General features: G+C 63.4%; 18 protein-coding genes, 1 other RNA gene and 3 pseudogenes. 8 read left to right on the forward strand and 14 right to left on the reverse strand.

The window, feature by feature from the left end:
• The 7 genes from WJW29_RS04155 to ligA form a co-directional block, all read right to left on the reverse strand.
• The coding region (locus WJW29_RS04155) for a transposase (RefSeq protein ID WP_146770876.1) at positions 1–240 on the reverse strand (240 nt) is incomplete at its 3' end.
• 132 nt (positions 241–372) lie between these two features.
• Positions 373–3,069, reverse strand: a complete 2,697-nt coding sequence (gene gyrA, locus WJW29_RS04160) for a DNA gyrase subunit A (RefSeq protein WP_011259068.1) — start codon at positions 3,067–3,069, stop codon at positions 373–375.
• Between the two features lie 210 nt (positions 3,070–3,279).
• Positions 3,280–4,344 (reverse strand): S-methyl-5-thioribose-1-phosphate isomerase, encoded by a 1,065-nt coding sequence (gene mtnA / locus WJW29_RS04165; RefSeq protein ID WP_011259069.1) that lies wholly within the window; start codon positions 4,342–4,344, stop codon positions 3,280–3,282.
• 62 nt (positions 4,345–4,406) lie between these two features.
• Positions 4,407–4,482: non-coding RNA, sX9 sRNA (locus WJW29_RS04170), on the reverse strand.
• 62 nt (positions 4,483–4,544) lie between these two features.
• Positions 4,545–5,231, reverse strand: a complete 687-nt coding sequence (locus tag WJW29_RS04175; RefSeq protein ID WP_041182140.1) for a DUF3011 domain-containing protein — start codon at positions 5,229–5,231, stop codon at positions 4,545–4,547.
• A gap of 109 nt (positions 5,232–5,340) precedes the next feature.
• Positions 5,341–6,303, reverse strand: a complete 963-nt coding sequence (gene epmA / locus WJW29_RS04180; protein WP_011259071.1) for an EF-P lysine aminoacylase EpmA — start codon at positions 6,301–6,303, stop codon at positions 5,341–5,343.
• Entirely contained in the window at positions 6,300–8,825 is a 2,526-nt protein-coding gene (gene ligA, locus WJW29_RS04185) for an NAD-dependent DNA ligase LigA (RefSeq protein WP_011259072.1), read from the reverse strand. The genes epmA and ligA overlap by 4 nt, the downstream gene beginning before the upstream one ends.
• Before the next feature lie 69 nt (positions 8,826–8,894).
• Here ligA and WJW29_RS04190 point away from each other — a divergent pair.
• Positions 8,895–9,122: pseudogene (locus tag WJW29_RS04190) on the forward strand (aminotransferase); the annotation flags it as partial.
• A gap of 170 nt (positions 9,123–9,292) precedes the next feature.
• On the opposite strand, the pseudogene WJW29_RS04195 reads toward WJW29_RS04190, so the two are convergent.
• The 7 genes and pseudogenes from WJW29_RS04195 to WJW29_RS04225 form a co-directional block, all read right to left on the reverse strand.
• A pseudogene (locus tag WJW29_RS04195) lies at positions 9,293–9,674 on the reverse strand (hypothetical protein).
• Positions 9,675–9,680: 6 nt separating this feature from the next.
• A complete protein-coding gene (zipA, locus tag WJW29_RS04200) occupies positions 9,681–10,412 on the reverse strand; it encodes a cell division protein ZipA (protein WP_011259074.1) in 732 nt (243 codons plus the stop codon).
• Between the two features lie 56 nt (positions 10,413–10,468).
• On the reverse strand, positions 10,469–13,972 hold the full coding sequence (gene smc, locus WJW29_RS04205; protein WP_011408596.1) for a chromosome segregation protein SMC: 3,504 nt from the start codon (positions 13,970–13,972) through the stop codon (positions 10,469–10,471).
• A gap of 209 nt (positions 13,973–14,181) precedes the next feature.
• Positions 14,182–14,631, reverse strand: a complete 450-nt coding sequence (gene rplI, locus WJW29_RS04210) for a 50S ribosomal protein L9 (protein ID WP_011259076.1) — start codon at positions 14,629–14,631, stop codon at positions 14,182–14,184.
• A 259-nt stretch (positions 14,632–14,890) separates the two neighbouring features.
• Positions 14,891–15,121: a 30S ribosomal protein S18 gene (gene rpsR, locus WJW29_RS04215; RefSeq protein WP_005991243.1), complete on the reverse strand. Its 231-nt coding sequence runs from the start codon at positions 15,119–15,121 to the stop codon at positions 14,891–14,893.
• An 11-nt stretch (positions 15,122–15,132) separates the two neighbouring features.
• Positions 15,133–15,564 carry a 30S ribosomal protein S6 gene (gene rpsF / locus WJW29_RS04220; RefSeq protein WP_011259077.1) on the reverse strand — a complete coding sequence of 144 codons (432 nt, stop codon included), beginning with the start codon at positions 15,562–15,564 and terminating at the stop codon, positions 15,133–15,135.
• 354 nt (positions 15,565–15,918) lie between these two features.
• A complete protein-coding gene (locus tag WJW29_RS04225; protein WP_012444809.1) occupies positions 15,919–16,257 on the reverse strand; it encodes an iron-sulfur cluster assembly accessory protein in 339 nt (112 codons plus the stop codon).
• A gap of 206 nt (positions 16,258–16,463) precedes the next feature.
• Here WJW29_RS04225 and asnS point away from each other — a divergent pair, with 206 nt between their 5' ends.
• The 7 genes and pseudogenes from asnS (at position 16,464) to WJW29_RS04260 (ending at position 20,749) form a co-directional block, all read left to right on the forward strand.
• A complete protein-coding gene (asnS, locus tag WJW29_RS04230) occupies positions 16,464–17,858 on the forward strand; it encodes an asparagine--tRNA ligase (protein ID WP_011259079.1) in 1,395 nt (464 codons plus the stop codon).
• 1 nt (position 17,859) lies between these two features.
• Positions 17,860–18,117, forward strand: a complete 258-nt coding sequence (locus tag WJW29_RS04235) for a hypothetical protein (protein ID WP_011259080.1) — start codon at positions 17,860–17,862, stop codon at positions 18,115–18,117.
• Positions 18,114–18,419, forward strand: coding sequence for a hypothetical protein (locus tag WJW29_RS04240; protein ID WP_011408599.1), 306 nt, complete (start codon positions 18,114–18,116; stop codon positions 18,417–18,419). Before WJW29_RS04235 ends, WJW29_RS04240 begins: the two co-directional genes overlap by 4 nt.
• On the forward strand, positions 18,416–18,742 hold the full coding sequence (locus tag WJW29_RS04245; RefSeq protein ID WP_011259081.1) for a hypothetical protein: 327 nt from the start codon (positions 18,416–18,418) through the stop codon (positions 18,740–18,742). The genes WJW29_RS04240 and WJW29_RS04245 overlap by 4 nt, the downstream gene beginning before the upstream one ends.
• A 1-nt stretch (position 18,743) precedes the next feature.
• Positions 18,744–19,382: pseudogene (locus WJW29_RS04250) on the forward strand (FMN-binding negative transcriptional regulator).
• A gap of 85 nt (positions 19,383–19,467) precedes the next feature.
• Positions 19,468–20,130: a carbonate dehydratase gene (gene can, locus WJW29_RS04255; RefSeq protein WP_011408603.1), complete on the forward strand. Its 663-nt coding sequence runs from the start codon at positions 19,468–19,470 to the stop codon at positions 20,128–20,130.
• A gap of 88 nt (positions 20,131–20,218) precedes the next feature.
• Positions 20,219–20,749, forward strand: a complete 531-nt coding sequence (locus WJW29_RS04260) for a 3-hydroxyanthranilate 3,4-dioxygenase (RefSeq protein ID WP_024744799.1) — start codon at positions 20,219–20,221, stop codon at positions 20,747–20,749.
• Positions 20,750–20,754 lie beyond the last annotated feature (5 nt).

The raw sequence follows: 20,754 nt of genomic DNA on the forward strand, positions 1-20,754 counted from the left end.
CTTGATCAGGTCGTTCTGGAACACCTGCTCAGCCAGCAACTTCTTCAGTCGCGTGTTCTCGGCCTCCAGGTCCTTGAGCCACTTGGCATCTGGCACGCTCATGCTGCCGAACTTGCCGCGCCACAGGTAGTAGGACGCCTCACTGAAGCCATGCCGCCGGCACAGGTCCTTGATCGCCACACCGGCCTCGGCTTCGCGCAGGAAGCCGATGATCTGCTCTTCGGAAAAACGCTTCTTCACGTCCAATCTCCTCGGGGTAGGGAATTGGACTCCAAACTGAGGTGCTACTCAAAATCAGGCGGACGTCGCCCATAAACAACGCCGGTAGTACGCCGGCGTTTGCTTTGATCTCTCTGCGACTGGCTGTGGCCGTCAGGCGTCTGCAGGCGGCGTATCGCTGGCAACAGCCGCCTCGCCTGCTACATCTTCCACCTCGTCCAGCGATGCATCCAGGCGTTCCACTGCCTGCAACTTTTCGCCCTTGGACAAGCGGATCAGCGTGACGCCCTGCGTGTTACGGCCCACGCGCGAGATCTCCGAACCACGTGTACGCACCAGCGTGCCGCCATCGGAAATCAGCAGCACTTCGTCGGTGGCCCCCAGCAGCACTGCACGCACCAACTTGCCGTTGCGCTCGGTGGTCTGGATGCCGATCACGCCCTGCGTGCCGCGCCCCTTGCGCGGATATTCGGCCAGCGGAGTGCGCTTGCCGTAGCCGTTCTCGGTGGCGGTCAGGATGTAGGCCACGTTGCCGTCATCAGCAACCTCGATGACCGCAGTTTCAGCGCCATCGGTGGTTTCGACCACATCATCGACATCGTCGGCTTCGATCTCTTCATCGGCGCCGCCGGCACGCTCAGCCACGATCAGGCTCACCACCTCTTCGCCCTTGGTCAGACGGATACCGCGCACGCCGGTGGCGGTGCGGCCCATCGAACGCACGGTGGATTCGCCAAAGCGCACGGTCTTGCCGTTGGAGGCGAACAGCAACACGTCGCGGTCGCCGTCGGTCAATGCCACACCGATCAGTGCATCGCCTTCATCCAGATTGATCGCGATCTTGCCGCGCGCCAGACGGAAGGCGAATTCGCTCAGCGAGGTCTTCTTGACCGTACCGTTGCGGGTAGCGAAGAACACATAACGATTGTCAACATATTCGCGCACCGGCAGCACCGCCTGCACGCGCTCGCCGGCTTCCAGCGGAATCCAGTTGATGATCGGGCGGCCACGCGCATTGGAGCCGGCCTCCGGCAATTGATGCACCGGCAGCCAGAACACCTTGCCGCTGCTGGTGAAGGTCAGCAGCGTGTCGTGCGTGTTGACCAACCACAGCTGGTCGATGAAATCTTCTTCCTTGGTCGCCGCGGCAGAACGGCCACGGCCACCACGCCGCTGCGCGCGATACGCGCTTACCGGCTGCCGCTTGGCATAACCGGCGTGCGAGAGCGTCACCACCACGTCTTCCGGCGCAATCAGATCCAGGATATCCAGGTCTTCTTCGCTGTGACGGATCTCGGTGCGGCGTTCGTCGCCGTATTCCTCGCGGATATTGATCAGCTCGTCGCGGATCACCTGCAGCAGCACATCCGGATTTTCCAGGATGCGGATCAGGCCTTCGATGACCCCGAGCAGTTGCTTGTACTCGTCGGTCAGCTTTTCCTGTTCCAGGCCAGTCAGACGATGCAGACGCATTTCCAGAATCTGCGAGGCCTGCACTTCGCTGAGCTGATAGAAACCCTTGATCAGGCCAACGCCCGGCGGCAGATCTTCCGGCTTGGACGCTTCGGCACCGGCTGCGCCCAGCAGCGCACCGACCAGACCCGGTTGCCAGGTCTTGGCCAGCATGCGCTCGCGCGCTTCCTGCGGGTTGGCCGAGGTCTTGATCAACTCGATCATTTCATCGATGTTGGCCAACGCAACGGTCAGGCCTTCCAACACGTGCGCACGCGCACGCGCCTTGCGCAGTTCGAAAATGGTGCGGCGGGTGACCACCTCGCGGCGGTGGCGAATGAACGCCTCCAGCATCTGCTTGAGGTTCATCAACTGCGGGCGGCCGTCGATCAGCGCCACCATGTTGATGCCGAACACCGATTCCATCTGGGTCTGCTGATACAGGTTGTTGAGCACAACCTCGGCCGATTCGCCGCGCTTGATTTCGATGTAGATGCGCATGCCGTCCTTGTCGGACTCATCGCGCAGCTCGCTGATGCCTTCAAGCTTCTTTTCCTTGACCAGCTCGGCAATCTTTTCGATCAGCCGCGCCTTGTTGACCTGGTACGGGATCTCGGTGACGACGATCGCCTCGCGGCCGTTGTCGGCCACTTCCACATCGGCCTTGGCACGGATGCGCACGCGGCCACGGCCGGTGCGATAGCCGGCGGCAATGCCGGCGGTGCCGTTGATGATGCCGGCGGTGGGGAAATCCGGGCCCGGGATGTATTCCATCAGGCCTTCGACATCCAGCTCCGGGGTGTCGATCAGCGCGATGCAGGCGTTGATCGCCTCGGTCAGGTTATGCGGCGGGATATTGGTGGCCATGCCCACCGCGATACCGGCCGAGCCGTTGACCAGCAGGCTCGGGAACCGGGTCGGCATGACCGTCGGTTCCTGTTCCTTTTCGTCGTAATTAGGCTGGAAATCGACGGTTTCCTTGTCGATGTCGGCCATCAGCTCATGCGCCAGCCGCGACATGCGCGACTCGGTATAACGCATCGCCGCGGCGGAGTCGCCGTCGACCGAACCGAAGTTACCCTGGCCGTCCACCATCATGTAACGCAGCGAAAACGGCTGCGCCATGCGCACCAGCGTGTCGTATACCGACTGGTCGCCGTGCGGGTGGTATTTACCGATGACGTCGCCGACGATACGCGCCGACTTGAAGTAGGCCTTGTTGCTGTGTGCGCCCAGCTCGTGCATCGCGAATAACACGCGTCGGTGCACGGGCTTGAGGCCATCACGGGCATCGGGGAGTGCGCGGCCCACGATCACGCTCATCGCGTAATCGAGATAACTCTTGCGCATCTCGTCTTCCAGGTTGACCTGGATGATTTCCTTGGCGGTTTCTGCCATTCGGGTTCCGTAAGTGAGGTAGCGGGCGAGCCGGAAAGCCGCGTCGGGGGCGCCCTTGCATCAGGCTGCCTCCCCTACGCTCCCGCCGATCGACTCAAGTGCCAGATTGTACCACGGCAGGCCACCCCGATGCCTCCGGTTTACCAGGCAGAAACAAGCACTTGCGCGGAGTTTGAGCGGCGCTGGCAGCCTGTCGGCGCCGCGTCGGGCTCAGTTGCCGAAGGCCGCCTGCATCCGCGCCTGGTCCGGCTGCGCGATGACGCCACGCTCGGTGACGATTGCATCGATCAGATCGCCGGGGGTCACGTCGAACACCGGGTTCCAGGCATGAATACCGTCGGCCACCGTCCTGACACCGCCCACGCCAAACAATTCGCCTGGATCGCGCTGCTCGATCTCGATCTGGTCGCCACTGGCGGTCGCCATATCCACCGTAGACGACGGCGCCACCACCATGAATTTGACGCCATGGTGGCGCGCGGCGATCGCCAGCTGGTAAGTGCCGATCTTGTTGGCAGTATCGCCATTAGCGCAGATGCGATCGGCGCCGACGATCACCCACTGCACCAGCCCGGATTTCATCAGATGCGAGGCGGCGGAATCGGCGATCAGGGTGGCGTCGATGCCGTCCTGCTGCAGCTCCCACACGGTCAGGCGCGCGCCCTGCAGCCACGGCCGCGTCTCGCCGGCGAAGACCTTGGCGATGCGCTGCTGCGCCATGCCTGCACGGATCACGCCGAGGGCGGTGCCGAAGCCGGCGGTGGCCAGCGAGCCTGTATTGCAATGCGTCAGCACACCGCTGCCCGGCGCGATCAGTGCGGCGCCAAGCGCGCCCATATGGCGGTTGGCGGCGAGGTCTTCATCGGCGATGGCCTGCGCCTCGCGCGCGATCACTGCGCGCCAGTCGGCCCCGGCCGCGCCCAGCACCCGGCGCATGCGCATCAGCGCCCAGGCCAGGTTGACGGCGGTCGGACGCGCCGCGTTGAGCCGCAGCAATGCCGGCTCAAGCTTCTGCAGCGCGGCGTTACCGTCGTCGGCCGCGATGTCGCGCGCGGCCAGCGCCACGCCCCACCCGGCTGCGATGCCGATCGCCGGCGCACCCCGCACGGCTAGCGAATGGATCGCTTCGGCCACCGCGTCGCTGGTGTCGCAACGCACGTGCTCCACCACAAAGGGCAGCTTGCGTTGGTCGAGCAATTCCAGGGCATCGCCGGTCCACAACAGTGGGCGGATGTGGTCGTAGCGGGCGTAATCGATATGGGCGCTGTCATTCATGCGTCCATTGTAATGCGCACGGACATCGGCTGCGCCGGTGGGTGGCCGCGTTGCCTCAGAACGGCCAACAACACGTAGTGAGCAATCGCCAGGTGGGCCTGGATGGCGCGGAGGTACCGCAGTGTACGAGCGGTACATGCCGCACCGAGCACAGGCCGCGCTCTCCTGGCGGCTGCGCAGTCGTTTTTTGTTCGCTGCTCTTAGTCGACGATGAACTCGGCGCGGCAGCCGTCGTTCACCCACACCCCATCGCGGCTCCAGCCCCAGGTCTGGCCTTCCACGCATGGCGTTTTGGACATCTGCCGACCCAGGCGCACCGCGCGTTCCACCGACACACCGCAGGTGCGGCGCGCGCTTTTCTTCGACTCGCAGGTGACCATGCGCGGCACCGCGACGAAGCCGGAGCCGTCTTCGGCACCCACCTCGAATTCGCCATCGCAGCCACGCGACACCCAGATCTCGTTGCGGCGCACGCCCCAGGTGCGCCCTTCCTTGCACGGCCACATCGAGCGTTGCCGCAGCAGCCGCACCGGCGCACCGCGCAGCACCACCGGGCATGCCACCGTGCCGCCATTGGAATCGCAACGCACTACGCGGCGCATCACCGTCGCGGCCTGCACGCGGGTCGCTGCGAATTCGGCGCGACAGCCCTGTTCGACCCACACGCCATCGCGTTCGACATCCCATTCGCTGCCGCGGATGCAGCTGGTTTCGGAAAGTTGGCGCACCAGTTGCACGCCTTGGGCGGTGTCCATCGCACAGTGCACGCGCGCCAGGTCCTCGGACTCGCAGCGCACCACGCCGGCCACGCGGTCCGAAGCGGGCGCATCGGCGAGCATCAGCAGCGGCAGGCACCACAGACCGCATAAGCTGATCAGCCACTTCATGCCGACAATCCTCACCCCGAAACGATCTTCGTCGCGCCCCCGTGTACGTGAAGATGAGAGCATCATCGATGTGAAGATAGCAATACGGTGCCGATGACAGCGCGATGACTCAGGCGCGGGCGAAGTCGAAGGCCAGCACGTCGGCAATCTGCGCGGTGCCGCGCAAGGCCATCAACAAGCGATCCACACCCACCGCCACACCGGCGCAGTCGGGCAACTGCGACAACACCGCGAGCAGGCGTTCATCCAGCGGTAGCTGCGGCAATCCACGCACCGCACGCACGGCGTTGTCGCGCACGAAGCGCGCACGCTGCTCCTGCGCATCGTTCAGTTCGTGATAGCCATTGGCCACCTCGACGCTGCCCAGGTACAGCTCGAAGCGCTCGGCCACCGGCGGATCGTCGTGGCGCACACGCGCCAGTGCGCACTGGCTGGCTGGCCAGTCGTGCACCACCGTCAACGTGTCGCTGGCAAAGCCCGGCTGGATGCGATGGGTCATCAGCAGGTCCAGCCAATCGTCGCGGGTCAGGCCAGCGGGATCGATGGCCACGTCATGCAGCGCGGCGCGTAGCGTTTCGATCGGATCGCGCAGCGGGTCGATGCCCAACCTCTGCACGAACAGTGCACGATACGTCAGCACCTGCACTGCGGCGTCGCGGCCGACCAGCGCGAGTGCGCGGCGTATCAGCGCGATGGTTTCCTGCGCCAGGCTGCGGTCGTTCCAGCCGATCCGATACCACTCGAGCATGCTGAACTCGGGGTTGTGGCGGCCACCGGCTTCGCCATTGCGAAACACCCGCCCCAGTTCGTAGCAATCGCCCGCGCCGGCGGCAAGCAGGCGTTTGAGCGGATATTCTGGCGAAGTGCGCAACCAGCGCACCGGCGCACCGGCGTCGACATGGCCGGTAAAGCGCGTGCTGAAACTTTCGATATTCGGTTCGGTGTTGCCGGCCTGCGAGAGCACCGGCGTTTCCACTTCCAGCACGCCGCGCTCGGCGAAGAAGTTGCGGATCGTGGCGTTGAGCCGGGCCCGCAACTGCAACGCGGCCAGATCGAGCTGCGCCGTGCTCATCGCTGTTGGCCGTGTTCGCCCAGGAAGGCCAGCAGACGCGCTTCGTCCCAGATCTCCACGCCCAGCGATTGCGCCTTGTCGAGCTTGGAACCGGCTTCTTCGCCGGCCACCAGAAACGCCGTCTTCTTGGAGACGCTACCGGCGACCTTGGCGCCCAATGCTTCCAGCCGCTGCTTGGCCGCATCGCGCGTCAGCGCAGCCAAGGTCCCGGTGATGACCACGGTCTGTCCATCGAGCGGGCCAGTCTTTTCTTCGCCAGCCTCCGGCATCATAGCCAGCAGCGCGGAAAGCTTTTTCTGGGCTTTAACCGCGAGCGTGTCGTTGGCCGGCACCAACAGCCAAGTCGCGAGCGACTCGGCCACTGACTGCGGTACACCCGCTTCGACGAGAGGCTCGGGACCGCCATTGCGCAGGGCATCGATGGAACCAAACGCAGTCGCGATCTGGGCGGCGCGAATCGGCGTCACCTTGGGAATCTCCAGGTCCTCCAGCAAATTGGCCAAGCGCAGCTCGCCACGCAGCTTCGGCGAAGGCGGATGGGTGTCGCCGATGCGCACCTTGCGCGCCAGCAGATGATCGATGGCCTTCTGATTCCCGGGCTGATCGAAGAAATGCCCCAGCGAACGCGCCACTTCTCCACCGATATCCGGCACGCGCTTGAACAGCGGCCAGGGCAGATGACGAATCAAGTCCAGATCGCCAAACCACGCCGACAACGCCTTCGCCGTGCTTTCGCCTACGTGTTCGATGCCCAGCGCAAACAGAAAACGCTCCAGCGTGGTGTCGCGCGATGTTTCAATCGCCTCGATCAGATTCTCTGCCCACTTGGTGGCGATCTTCTTGCGATTCCAGTCGAACGTCGGCAGGCCTGCGCGCAGTAGATCGGCCTGCCAGGTTTGCGGCACCTCGCGCTCGCCGGCCAGGTCCACGCCGATACCGACCAAGGTGGCTTCCAGCTGTGCATACGCGCCGCTGGCCAGATGCTCGCGCGCCTCGCGCAAGAACGCATGCGGACTTTCGGCCGTGCTGATCATGCGCAGTTGCAGCAGCTGATCCACCGTGAGCAGATACAGATCGGCCACACCTTGCACCACGCCGCTGTCGACCAACACCTCGATGAATTTTTCGCCCAGACCATCCACATCCATCGCGCGCCGCGAGACGAAATGCCGGAAGGCTTCCTTGCGCTGCGCCGGGCAGGTCAACTCGCCGGAGCAGCGCCACACCGCCTGACCTTCTTCGCGCACGATCTCCGAACCGCAGACCGGGCATTGCGTGGGCATCTGCCACGACTGCGTTGCGGGAGGGCGTTGGTCGGCTACCACGGCGGCCACTTCAGGAATCACATCGCCGGCGCGGCGCACGATCACCGTATCGCCCACGCGCACATCCAGCCGCGCGATCTGGTCGGCGTTGTGCAGCGTGGCATTGGTGACGATCACCCCGGCCACATGCACCGGCTTCAAACGCGCCACCGGCGTGGCCGCACCGGTACGTCCGATCTGGATCTCGATGGCTTCGACGGTGGTGGACTGTTCCTGCGCCGGGAACTTGTGCGCAAGCGCCCAACGCGGCGCACGCGAGACGAAGCCCATCTCGCGTTGCCCGGCCAGATCGTCGAGCTTGTAGACCACGCCATCGATATCGAAGGGCAAGCCGTCGCGCGCCTCACCGATGCGCTGGTAATACGCCAGCAGACCGTCGCTGCCCTGCACCACTTCGACTAGCGAACTCACTGGAAATCCCCACGCGCGCAGCTGCGCCAGCATTGCTGAATGAGTTGACGCAATACTTTGCGGAATCTCCTCAAAGAGGTCCTGCTCTACTTGAATGAGCCCTACCCCATATGCAAAAAAAGAAAGCGGACGCTGAGCCGAGATACGACTATCTAGCTGACGCAAAGAGCCCGCGGCCCCATTCCTCGGATTGGCGAGAAGTTTTTCGCCCCGAGCCATAGCACGCTTATTGAATTCAGAAAACCCATCACGTGGCATATAGACTTCACCCCGAACCTCTAAGATAGCCGGAACGTTGTTGCCCTTTAATTTCAATGGAACTGACCTTATTGTCCGAATGTTCTCACTAACATCCTCGCCAACATCGCCGTCACCACGGGTCACACCTTGAACGAACTTGCCTAGTTCGTAACGCAAGCTAATTGCTAGACCATCAAATTTTGGCTCTACAGAAAATTCGAGCGGGTTCGAGCTGCCCATTCGACGAAAAATTCGATCAACGAAGTTTTTGACCTCAACTTCATCAAATGCATTCGCCAAAGAAAGCATGGGGATTGAGTGTCTAACTTTTACAAATGATTTCCGCACTGCTCCACCCACCCTCATGGACGGTGAGTCAGCCGTGACTAGTTCTGGATACTTCTGCTCCAGTTCCTGTAACTCTCTAAAGAGCTGGTCGTACTGAGCATCTGTAATTTCAGGATCTGCAAGATCGTAATACCGGTGGTCAGCATTTTCGATACGCCGCCGAAGCTCTCGTGCCCGCTCAATCACACCTTGCTCCATCGTCTCAACCAATTGCCCACTCAAGATCTTCAATTCTATCGCTCTGCAAGCGAAGTGGTATGATGACATACCATCGCCTGGCTCAAGGGCAAGGGCTACACCTGCCTGCCCTCGCAGGTCAACTGCTTCCTGCTGGACGTCAAGCGCGATGCAGGCGTGTTCGCCGATTCGATGCAGAAGCAAGGCGTCATCGTCGGCCGCAGCTGGCCGATCTGGCCCAAGCGCGTGGATGTGAGCGTGGGCACTGAAGCGCAAATGCTGCGCTTCCGCGAGGCGTTCGGTAAAGCCAAGCGCTAATTGGCGAAGCGTTCGATCAAGCGAACCGCCAACCCGGTTCACATGGAAGAAGGTGCCCCGCAAGAAGCGGATGAAGGTGCGAGCGAAGCCTCGCCTTGTTCGATTGAACGAGTACGTCGCTGCGCACCCTCATCCAACCACATCTCCCGTGGGCAGTGGGCTTCGGATTCCTACTGATCGAACGCCTCAGGCTCCGGCATGCGCAGCGTGCGCCGGATCCAGAAATAGCTGATCACGAAAGTCAGCGTCATCGAGCCGGCGTTCCATCACAGCAACTCGTGCAGGAGCGGCGGGCCGTGCAGGATGTGCAGGGAATAGCGGCGATCCAACAACGCGATGGCATGCGGCATGAACACGCTGACGAAGGGCGTCGGCATCGGCGCGACCAGCGAGGCGATCGCAGCGGCAAAGCCCACGACCAGCCACGGCGAGTGCCGCGAGCGTCTGCGCAGGCGCGCGGTGCCTGGTAAAGATCCACAGCAACGGCATTGCCAGGATCGCCCACAGCACCAGCAGCAATGCCACCGCCAACACGCCCCGCAGGCGCAACATGCCAACTCACCAGCGCGGCGACTTGGTCAGCGGCGGTGCCTGGTGCTGGCGGTCGTAGGCGCGTAGTTCGTCGCGGATATGCGCCACGCGCTGGCGGCCCAATGCGTTGCGGCTGTCGTCCAGCACCACGCCATCCAGCAATTCGGCCATGCGCTGCACGGTGGGCAGCATTTTTTCCCAGGCATCCAGCGCGGTCATCGGCGCCGGCAGCGTGAGGAAGAACGCAATGGCCGGCGTCTGCATCTCGCGGATATTGGCCATGTCGAAACTGCCCGGCTTGAGGATGCTTGCCATGCTGAAAATCGGCCCGCGCTCCGGGTGCCCTTCCATCAGGCGGTGGAACACATTCATGTGGCCGAACACCAGTCCGGTCTTTTCGGCAGCAACCACCACATCTTCGCCGCGCAGCACCTGGCCCGCCTTGGCGGCCACGAACAACGACACGATCTTGTCGAACTCCTGGTTCGGGCGTTTGCCGACCTCGTTACCGCCGGCGGCATCGTGCTCTTCCAGGTTCAGCTCGCTCTGCTCGATGCCTTCACCGCGCTCCGCAGCTTCACCCTCCACGCCGGGCCCGCTGGAAATCACCGGTTCGCGACGTTCGCGCAGCTGGCCCTCGTGCTTGTCGACCCGGCGCCCTTGCGGCGATTGCTTCGGGCGACCAAACAGGAAGATGGCCGCGACCAGCAGCAGTCCAGCGATCAGGATCCCGATCCGGATCATGGCCATGTCGGACATTCAGCGTGCCTCCGCATAAGAGTGACAGATGTCGATATTCCAACAAGCATGGCACGTCATGCCGCACCCGCCAAACGTGCGGCCTCTTCCAGGTCCACGCTGACCAGCCGGCTGACGCCCGGCTCGCGCATGGTCACGCCGGACAACTGGCGCGCCGCTTCCATGGTCGCCTTGTTATGGCTGACGAACAGGAACTGCACCTTCTCGCTCATCTCGCGCACCATGTTGGCCAGGCGGCCGACATTGGCTTCGTCCAGCGGTGCGTCCACTTCGTCGAGCAAGCAGAATGGCGCGGGGTTGAGCTGGAAGATCGCAAACACCAGCGCCACCGCCGTCATCGCCTTCTCGCCGCCGGAGAGCAGCGAAATGCTGGACACGCGCTTGCCCGGCGGGCGCGCCATGATCGTGACGCCGGTGTCGAGCAGGTCTTCGCCGGTGAGTTCCAGATACGCATGCCCGCCGCCGAACAGGCGCGGATACAGCGCCTGCACGCCGGAGTTGACGCGGTCGAAGGTGTCTTTGAAACGGCCGCGGGTTTCGCGGTCGATCTTGCGGATGGCTTCTTCCAGCGTTTCCAGCGCGGTATTGAGGTCCAGGTTCTGCGCGTCCAGATATTCCGAGCGCTGCGCAGCCTCGCCGTATTCCTGGATGGCGGCCAGGTTCACCGGCTCCAGGCGCCGCATGCGGCCGTCGATCTGGCCGACGGTCGCTTCCCATTCGGCAGGATTGGCCGACTCGGGCAAGCCATTGACCACATCTTCGAGCACGAAGCCTGCTTTCACCACTGCGGCCGACAACTGCTCGGCGCTGAGCACCAAGGCCTGCTGATCGAGCTTGCGTTGCGAAATGCGTTCGCGCTGCGCCAGCGCCTGTTCGTCGCGCTGCTGGCGGGTCTGTTCGAAGCTGCGCAGCTCGCTGTCGATACTGTCGAGCAGGGTGCGCGCTTCGCCCAGCGCGCGCTCGGTGCGCACGCGCTCGCTCAAGGCGGCCTGATGTTCGTGCTCCAGCGTTTCCACCGGCGAATCGCCTTCACTGAGCTGGGCCACCAGATCTTCCAGTCGCGTGTCAAGCTGGCCGCGCTGGCTATCCATGCGCTCCAGCGTCTGACTCAGCGAGGCAATCTGAGTGCGCTGCGATTCCAGCGTCAACGCCAAGGCATGCATCGCATCGCGCACGCCGCGTGCGGCATCGCGCGCTTGATCGCGCGCATCGGTGAGCTGACGACGCTCGCTTTCCAGCGCTTCGCGCGTGCCCTGCAGATCGCCCATCAAGGTGACCGCATCTTCGAGCTTGGCGCGCGCCTCGCGTGCCTGTTCGCGGCTGGTGTCCAAGGTTTCCAGCAGCTGTGACAGGTCGGTTTCGATGCGCTCGATGCGCGTGCGCGCCGCATCCACCTTGCCTTGCTGACTCTGCAACTGCCCGGCCAGTTCGGAAACGCTGCGGTGCGCCATGTACAGCTGGCGCTGCGCGTCTTCGCGCTGCTGCTCGGCCGCAAGCAGTTGTTCGCGGAAGCTGGCGAGCTGGTGCTCGAGCTCGGCTTCGCGTTCCTGCAAGGTTTCGATCTGGGTGCGTAGCTCCTGGATCTGGCGCTCGCGCAGCAGCGCGCCCTGCTTGGCCGCGCCCGAGCGCGAGACGCGCACCCAGCCCTCGCCCAGCCGCTCGCCATTGCGGGTGATGACCGAGTCGCCTTCAGGCAGGCTGCGTTGCAGCGTACGCGCCGCGTCCAGGTCCTCGGCGGTGTGCAGACGTGCGAGCAGGCGACGGATCGCAATCGGCCCCTGCACCTTGGCGGCCAACGAGGTCGGCGCGAAGTTCGCGTTGTCGGTTGCGCTGGACACCAGCGCGATGCGGCCATCGCCCAACTCGCCCAACGCGTCGACCAGTTGCTCCGGCGCATCCACCAGCACGCCTTCGATCAACTGCCCCAGCGCGCCTTCGACTGCATTTTCCCAGCCGCTCTGGACGCTGATGCGCTCGCCCACGCGCGCTGCCGAATCCAGTCCGCGCGACTTGAGCCACGCCACTGCCGCGCCCTGCTCCTGACCAAGCGCAGCCTGCTGCAAGGTTTCCAGCGACGACAGCCGACCGCGCGCAGCCTGCGCCTGCTTGCGCACTTCGGCCAGCTCGCCCTGGCTTGCCCGTTGCTGTTCCTGCAGCCCGCCGAGCGCGTGCTTGCGCGCTTCGACCTGCTCGGTCAAACCGTCCAGCGAGGTCTTCTGGGTTTCATGGCGCAGTTCGATCTGCTCGAACGCCTCGGCCAATGCATCCAGATCCAAGCCGGCGCGCTCGTTGACCAGCGCTTCGCGGCGACGATCGGCTTCCAGCGCCTGGCGGTCCAGATAATCGACGCGCGTGCGCTCCACTTCGCCGGCACGCGAGGCTTCGCCGGTGTCGCGGTTATGGGTTTCCCAGCGCTGCTGCCAGTCGGCCAGCCGCGCTTCGGCCTCACGCAGCGACTCCTGGCGGAATTCGTGGTCTTCGCGCAGTTGTTCCAGTTGCGGCTCGGCAGCGGCCACCGCTTCGCGCAGCACACTCAACTTGGCCGAGTCGCCACTGATGTGCTGGGTCAATTCCTGCAGCTGGCTCTGCGCCTCATCGCGCGCTTTGTGCAAACGATGCGAGAGCTCGCGCTGATGCTGGATCTGCTGCTCGATGCGCGCCAATGCACCACCGACCTGGTAGACATCGGCCTGCGCCTTGGCCACCGCTTCGGCAGATTCTTCGCGGCGCACGCGGCCGGTTTCGATACGCGCTTCGGCATCGCGTTGTTCGGCGATGAATTGCTGCAGGCGGGTCTCTTCCTGATTCAACTTTTCGCGCAGGCCCTGCAGCTGTCCATCCAGGCCGCGGTATTCCAGCGCCTTCCACTCGGCATCCTTGATCCGGCGCTCTTCCTGCAACGCCTGGTACTGCTCGGCCTGCCGCGCCTGGCGCTGCAGATGCGCGAGCTGCTTGGTGATTTCCTCGCGCAGGTCGCCCAGGCGGTCGAGATTTTCGCGCGTATGCCGAATGCGTGTTTCGGTTTCCTTGCGACGTTCCTTGTACTTGGAAATGCCGGCGGCTTCTTCCAGATACACGCGCAGGTCTTCCGGGCGCGCTTCGATGATCTGGCTGATCATGCCCTGCTCGATGATCGAGTAGCTGCGCGGCCCAAGGCCGGTGCCCAGGAACAGATCGGTGATGTCGCGGCGCCGGCACTTGGTGCCGTTGAGGTAGTAGGCGCTGTTGCCGTCGCGGCTGACCAGGCGCTTGACCGATATCTCGTTGAACGAGGCGAACTCGCCGCTGATGGTGTGATCGGAATTGTCGAAGATCAGCTCCACCGTCGCCTGCGACACCGGCTTGCGCGCCGAGGAGCCGGAGAAGATCACGTCGGTCAGCGAGTCGCCGCGCAGGCGGCTGGCCGAGCTTTCGCCCATCACCCAGCGCACCGCGTCGATGATGTTTGACTTGCCGCACCCATTGGGGCCGACGATGCCGGTCATATTGGTGGGCAGATGCAACGTGGTCGGGTCGACGAACGACTTGAAACCGGACAGCTTGATCGTGGACAGGCGCATGGGGACTGGAGATTCCGGGCACCGCGCGGACCAAGCCGGCAGGCGCTTTTCCTGTGAAGCCAGCACGCAAGCCCTTGATCCATAAGATCTGCAGGCCGTGAAACCGGCAATGGGGCATGAGTATAACGGGCATGCCCGCACTGGCGGCGGCACCCCAAAAACGAAGGGCGCCTAACAAGGCGCCCTTCGGATGACACAGACGGCTTGGATCAGGCGTCGGATTCGACGATGACCTTGACCGTGGTTTCCACGTCTGCGTGCAGGTGCAGCACAACGTCGTACTCGCCGACATTGCGGAATGCGCCTTCGCCCAGGATCACTTCGCTCTTTTCCAGCGGCAGGCCGGCGGCAGTGAACGCCTCGGCGATGTCGCGCGGGCCAACCGAGCCGTACAGCTTGCCTTCGGTCGACGCGTGCGCGCAGATGGTGACGCTGGCGCCTTCGAACTTGGTGGCGCGGCTCTGTGCGTCGGCCAGGATGCTGCTGGCCTTGGCTTCGTACTCGGCGCGCTTGGTTTCGAACGCTTCCACGTTCGCAGCGGTGGCCGGCACGGCCTTGCCCTGCGGAACGAGGAAGTTGCGGCCGTAGCCCGGCTTGACGCTGACCTTGTCGCCCAGGTTGCCCAGGTTGGTCACTTTCTGCAGAAGAATCAGATCCATGGTGGTGCTCCGTTATTCGTTAGCGCCGGCATGTGGCGGGCGCAACGGGTGCTGTCCGAACAGGAGAAGCCGGGAATCGGGATTGGGGATTGGGGAATCGTAAAAGCCCCGATTGCCACCGCCCCTTCAATTACCAGGCCTCTATCAATTTGATGACCCGCACACGCATGCGCGGGTTTTATCAGTTGCCTCACACAGAAGAACCGTGTGGGTCCTGCGCAAGGAGCCTCGCAACTGGCGGACTCCTATGCGGCAATCCTTAGACGTCGTGATTGTCCGTGTACGGAATCAGCGCCAGGAAACGCGAGCGCTTGACGGCCGTCGCCAGCTGACGCTGGTACTTGGACTTGGTACCGGTCACGCGGCTCGGCACGATCTTGCCGTTCTCGGTGAGGTACTGACGCAGGGTGTTGAGATCCTTGTAATCGATCTCCTTGACGCCCTCGGCGGTGAATTTGCAGAACTTGCGACGACGGAAGAACTTGGACATGACAGCGCTCCTTAAGCGGCTTCGGCGTTGTCGCCGTCTGTATCGGTGGCAGCGGGGACATCGCCCTCTTCATCGTCACGACGACGACGCTCGCTACGCTCGTGCTTGTCGCCCTTCTCGTCCTTGCTCTTCATGATCAGCGACTGCTCGGTGTCCGGGCCATCGCGCTTGACGACCAGGTGACGCAGCACTGCATCGTTGAAGCGGAAGCTTTCCACCAGCTCGCTCAGCACGGCCTGGTCGACTTCGATGTTGAGCAGCACGTAGTGCGCCTTCACCAGGTTCTGGATCGGGTAGGCCAGCTGACGACGGCCCCAGTCTTCCAGACGGTGGATGGTGCCGTTACCGCCCTCGATCAGCGACTTATAGCGCTCGATCATGGCCGGGACCTGCTCGCTCTGGTCCGGATGGACCAGGAACACGACTTCGTAATGACGACTCATGTTGTTTTACCTTTCGGATGTGGCCACGTGGGCCGGACAGCTCCCCGGAAATCCGCGCAGGCGACCGGTGGAGCAAGGATTCCCGCCCAAGATCTGGACAGGAAGCAGGAAATTATGGCAGTTCAATTACTTAGCTGCAACTGACCAGGCTGCAAGGAGGTTTGAAGCCCCTCTCCCGCCGGGAGATGGGTTGGGGTAAGGGTTCGGGGGCAAAGCCACTCGTGTCGTTCAACTATCGGGGCGTTCAACCACGCGAGGCTTCGCCCCGTCCCCTCATCCGCCCCTGCGGGGCAGCTTCTCCCCGATGAAAGAGGACAATGTCCCGCAGAGAGAAGGAATAGCGTGCCGGCCGGCTCAGCGATGCTCGTCTGCGGTCGTGAAGCTCTCCCCGCAGCCGCATTCGGCGGTGGCGTTGGGATTGCTGAAGGTGAATGTCTCGCTGAGGCCGTGCTTGCCGAAGTCGATGCAGGTGCCATCCACCAACGGCAGGCTGACGGGGTCGACGAAGATGCGTACCCCGCCCTGCTCGAACACCGCGTCATCATCGCGCGCCTCGCGCGCCAGGTCGGTGATATGGCCCCAGCCGGAACACCCGGTCTTGGTCACGCCAAAGCGCAGACCCAACGCACCCGGGGTCTGCTGCACGAAACGCTGCACGCGCTCCAGCGCGGCGGGGGTGAGGCTGACGGTCATGAGGGCACTCCAAAACAGTGGTGACAAGTATAGCCAGGCCGCATCAACCTGGCAGAACGCTGAGCAGCGGCGTTTGCCATAGATGGGGGCAATGCGCGCCTGCGACAAGCGTAGCCGTCGGCAACCTGTTCACAGATGCTCGCGCCGGCGCGGCCGCAGCCAGTAAACTCGCAGGCCATTCAAGGTCGCTACGGCGAGGAACAGTCATGACGGTGGTCAGCGTTGAACATGCGCTTGCGGGGAAGCTCCCCGAAGGCGGCGAAGTCACGGTACGGGGGTGGGTACGCACCTTGCGCGGATCTGCCGGACTGGCCTTCATCAACGTGACCGACGGCTCGTGCTTCGCTCCGATCCAGGTGGTAGCCAACGACACGCTGCCCAATTTCGACGAGATCAAGCGCCTGACCAGTGGCTGCTCACTGATCGCCAAGGGCGTGCTGGTGAAGTCGCAGGGCAAGGGCCAGTCGTTCGAGATCCAGGCCAGCGGCGTGGAGATCGTCGGCTGGGTCGAAGACCCGCTGACCTATCCGATCCAGCCCAAGCCGATGACGCCGGAGTTCCTGCGCGAAGTGGCGCACTTGCGCCCGCGCACCAATCTGTTCGGCGCGGTCACACGTATCCGCAACTGTCTGGCGCAGGCGGTGCACCGCTTCTTCCACCAGAACGGCTTCAACTGGATCAGCACACCCATCATCACCACCTCCGACGCCGAAGGCGCCGGGCAGATGTTCCGCGTCTCCACGCTGGACATGGTCAACCTGCCACGCGATGCCACTGGCAATGTGGATTTCAGCCGCGACTTCTTCGGCAAGGAAACCTTCCTCACCGTGTCCGGCCAGCTCAACGTGGAGGCCTACTGTCTGGCGCTGAGCAAGGTCTACACCTTCGGGCCAACCTTCCGCGCCGAGAACAGCCATACCACGCGCCACCTGGCCGAGTTCTGGATGATCGAGCCGGAGATCGCCTTTGCCGATCTGGCCGAAGACGCGCGCCTGGCCGAGCAGTTCCTCAAGTATGTGTTCCGCGCGGTGCTGGACGAACGTGGCGACGATCTGGCGTTCCTCGCCGAGCGCGTGGACAAGAACGCGATCAGCAAGCTGGAAGCCTTCATCAATGCGCCGTTCGAGCAGATCGACTACACCGATGCGGTCAAGCTGCTGCAACACGCTGGCAAGACCTTCGATTTCCCGGTGGAATGGGGCCTGGACCTGCAGACCGAGCACGAACGCTGGCTGACCGAAGAACATATCGGCCGCCCGGTGGTGGTCACCAATTATCCCGAGCACATCAAGGCGTTCTACATGCGCTTGAACGACGACGGCAAGACCGTCGCCGCGATGGACGTGCTGGCACCGGGTATCGGCGAGATCATCGGCGGCAGCCAGCGCGAAGAGCGCCTGGATGTGCTCGACGCACGCATGGCGCAGTTCGGCCTGGATAAGGAGCACTACAGCTGGTACCGCGATTTCCGTCGCTACGGCTCGGTGCCGCATGCCGGCTTCGGTTTGGGCTTCGAGCGTCTGGTGGTCTATGTCTGCGGGCTAAGCAACATCCGCGACGCGATCCCCTACCCGCGCGCGCCGGGCAGCGCGGAATTCTGAGGTGAGCTTGCCGGCCGCCATCCCCATATTTCAATCGCTGGCCTTCGGGCTGGCGGGGATCACGGGGGGGCTGACAGCGATCCGTAGCGTGCTGCTGGCGGGGCTGGCGTCGCGCCAGCTCGACCCGCAACGCTGGTGGCAAACCAACACCGCGCGCGCCGCGCCCCGGCATTCCACGGCTCCGATGCGCTGGGCCATTACAGCGCTGGTCATTGGCGCGGCGCTCCCGCAACCTTTCCTGATGCTGGCGGCCACATGATTCTGTTCTTCGCCCTGTGCTTCGTCGGCCTGGCCGTCGCAGGTCTGACCGCGCTGCTGATCTTCTGGCCGCTGACCCTGGTACACATGCGCGACCGCCATCCGGAGGCATTGGCCAGCTTCGGCGACCCAGCCTTCATCAGCCCCGTGGCATTGCGCTGGTTGCTGGCGCGGCGTTACCGCGGCTACCGCGACAGTGGGCTGTCCGGTCTGGCCACACCCGCCTGGCTCTCGCTGCTCACCATTTTTTTCGGCCTGGGCATGGCGGCCCTGCTCGGCCTGATTTCCAAGGTAATGCAATGACAACGTACGAAGACACTCTGCAGGGCGCCCACGACTCCTGGTGGCTGGCCACGATCGGCCGCACGCTGATCTGGGCGCGCCTGCGCGTCAATGAAGCCGGCACAGCCGAAGTACTGGACAGCGACGGCAAGACGCTGCCCTACGACAGCGAAGACAGCGCACGCGCGGCCTTGTTCGATGCCGAATTCGTGGCGCTGGACGGGCTGGACGAAGAAGACGCGCGCATCCGCGGCTTTTCGCTGCACGAGGTCTCGCCGCCGCAGGACGAAGACGATGCCGACCTGCGTGCGCGCATGGTTGTGAACATGGGCGGCCGCGCCTGACATGGACGCCCTGCGCGCATTTGCGCAGACCGATCTGGCCTTGCTGGACTGGCTGTTCGCACGCGATGCGTTTGTCGCCCTGATCAGCCAGGGGGAGGACGGACACCCGGCGATCTCGCACCTGCCGGTGCTGTATCAGCGCGATGGCCAGCATGTCGTGATCGAAGGCCATTGGGCACGTCCCAATCCGCAGGCGCGCACTCCTGGCGACGCGGTGATCGTATTGCAGGGCCCGCATGCCTATGTCTCGCCCACCTGGTACCTGGACAAGGACGCGGCTGCGCGCGTACCTACTTGGAACGATGCTGTTGCGCATCTGCATTGACGCTGTAGCCAGGTGCGCGATGAAGACGCGCTGGGTGCGTTGATCGGCCGCATGAGCGCGCACTTCGAACAGTGCGTGGGCAGCGGCTGGCTGTTCGAGATGGAGCGCGACAGGCACCCTAAGCCATTGCGTGGCCTGGTCGGCTTTCGCTTGGTCCCAAGCCGCATCGAATTGACCTTCGAGCTGAGTCAGAACCACCCGGCCGGCAATATCGCCGCACTGAGCGATGCGTTGGCGCGACAGGCATCGGCCGATTCGCACGCGGTCGCCACGTTGATGTGCGATACATTGCGCGCACGCGATGGCGCAGCCTGAGCGCAGCGCACCGAGCGTTTTTCTGCATCACGGTTTTAGGCCTCCCTTGCCCTCTCCTCTCCTCTGCCTATGGAAAACTGCGCGCATGAACGAACTCAATCATTTACTCGAAAACAACCGCGCATGGTCCGAGCGCATCCGCCGCGAAGATCCCGAGTTCTTTTCCAAACTGTCGACCCAGCAGACCCCGGAATATCTGTGGATCGGTTGCTCCGATTCGCGCGTGCCGGCCAACCAGATCATCGACATGGCGCCGGGCGAAGTCTTCGTCCACCGTAATATCGCCAACGTGGTGGTGCATACCGATCTGAATTGCCTGTCGGTGATCCAGTTCGCTGTGGACGTACTCAAGGTCAAACACGTGCTGGTGGTTGGCCATTACGGCTGCGGCGGTGTGTTCGCCAGCCTGACCCAAAAGCGTATGGGTTTGGTCGACAACTGGATCCGCCACGTCACCGACGTGGCCGACAAGCACGAAGCCTGCCTGCACGACGCCGGCGATCTGCCGATACAGCACGCGCGCCTGTGCGAGCTCAACGTGCTCGAACAGGTGGTCAATGTGTGCCGCACCACCATCGTGCGCGATGCGTGGGAGCGCGGTCAGGAACTTTACGTGCATGGCTGGGTGTATAGCCTGCGCGATGGCCGCGCACACGACCTGGGCATGTCGATTGACCGCCACGAACTGGTGCAGGAGCGCTACGATGCGGCGCTGGCGAAGATCCAGGCTGATCGCGCCGAACGCTGAGCCGCACGCAACTGCATGGCCAACCGCCGCATCCATGTGAGGCGAGCGGTTGGCTATGCTGGACACCTTCTCCGCCGAGGAACCCTTGATGCTGATCCCGCCGATCAACCTGCATGCTTGGATCGAGGAACACCGCCACCTGCTCAAACCGCCGGTGGGCAACAAGTGCATCCAGCAGGATGGCTTCATCATCATGATTGTTGGTGGCCCGAATGCACGCACCGACTATCACTACGACGAAGGCCCGGAGTGGTTCTTCCAACTCGAAGGCGAGATGGTGCTGAAGGTGCAGGACGATGGCGTGGCGCGCGACATCCCGATCCGTGCCGGTGAAATCTTTCTGCTGCCGCCCAGGGTGCCGCATTCACCGCAACGCGCTGCCGGCTCAATCGGCATCGTGATCGAGCGCGTGCGTTTGCCACATGAGCAAGATGGCCTGCAGTGGTATTGCCCGCAGTGCAATCACAAGTTGTATGAAGCGATGTTCCCGCTGAAAAACATCGAAACCGACTTCCCTCCGGTGTTCGATCATTTCTATCGTTCGCTCGCGCTGCGTACGTGCTCGCAGTGCGGGCATCTGCACCCTGCGCCTGAGCGCTATGCCGCGGTCGAGGATTGACAGCG

The organism is Xanthomonas sp. JL1, from assembly GCF_038405005.1.

Coding starts and splice junctions, on each gene's coding strand:
- ligA (WP_011259072.1), bottom strand. CDS start 8,825: ATGGAGCAAGGTGTGATTGAGCGGGCACGAGAGCTTCGGCGGCGTATC.
- mtnA (WP_011259069.1), bottom strand. CDS start 4,344: ATGAATGACAGCGCCCATATCGATTACGCCCGCTACGACCACATCCGC.
- WJW29_RS04225 (WP_012444809.1), bottom strand. CDS start 16,257: ATGACCGTCAGCCTCACCCCCGCCGCGCTGGAGCGCGTGCAGCGTTTC.
- rplI (WP_011259076.1), bottom strand. CDS start 14,631: ATGGATCTGATTCTTCTGCAGAAAGTGACCAACCTGGGCAACCTGGGC.
- can (WP_011408603.1), top strand. CDS start 19,468: ATGAACGAACTCAATCATTTACTCGAAAACAACCGCGCATGGTCCGAG.
- rpsR (WP_005991243.1), bottom strand. CDS start 15,121: ATGTCCAAGTTCTTCCGTCGTCGCAAGTTCTGCAAATTCACCGCCGAG.
- asnS (WP_011259079.1), top strand. CDS start 16,464: ATGACGGTGGTCAGCGTTGAACATGCGCTTGCGGGGAAGCTCCCCGAA.
- gyrA (WP_011259068.1), bottom strand. CDS start 3,069: ATGGCAGAAACCGCCAAGGAAATCATCCAGGTCAACCTGGAAGACGAG.
- zipA (WP_011259074.1), bottom strand. CDS start 10,412: ATGTCCGACATGGCCATGATCCGGATCGGGATCCTGATCGCTGGACTG.
- WJW29_RS04260 (WP_024744799.1), top strand. CDS start 20,219: ATGCTGATCCCGCCGATCAACCTGCATGCTTGGATCGAGGAACACCGC.
- smc (WP_011408596.1), bottom strand. CDS start 13,972: ATGCGCCTGTCCACGATCAAGCTGTCCGGTTTCAAGTCGTTCGTCGAC.
- WJW29_RS04240 (WP_011408599.1), top strand. CDS start 18,114: ATGATTCTGTTCTTCGCCCTGTGCTTCGTCGGCCTGGCCGTCGCAGGT.
- epmA (WP_011259071.1), bottom strand. CDS start 6,303: ATGAGCACGGCGCAGCTCGATCTGGCCGCGTTGCAGTTGCGGGCCCGG.
- rpsF (WP_011259077.1), bottom strand. CDS start 15,564: ATGAGTCGTCATTACGAAGTCGTGTTCCTGGTCCATCCGGACCAGAGC.
- WJW29_RS04175 (WP_041182140.1), bottom strand. CDS start 5,231: ATGAAGTGGCTGATCAGCTTATGCGGTCTGTGGTGCCTGCCGCTGCTG.
- WJW29_RS04245 (WP_011259081.1), top strand. CDS start 18,416: ATGACAACGTACGAAGACACTCTGCAGGGCGCCCACGACTCCTGGTGG.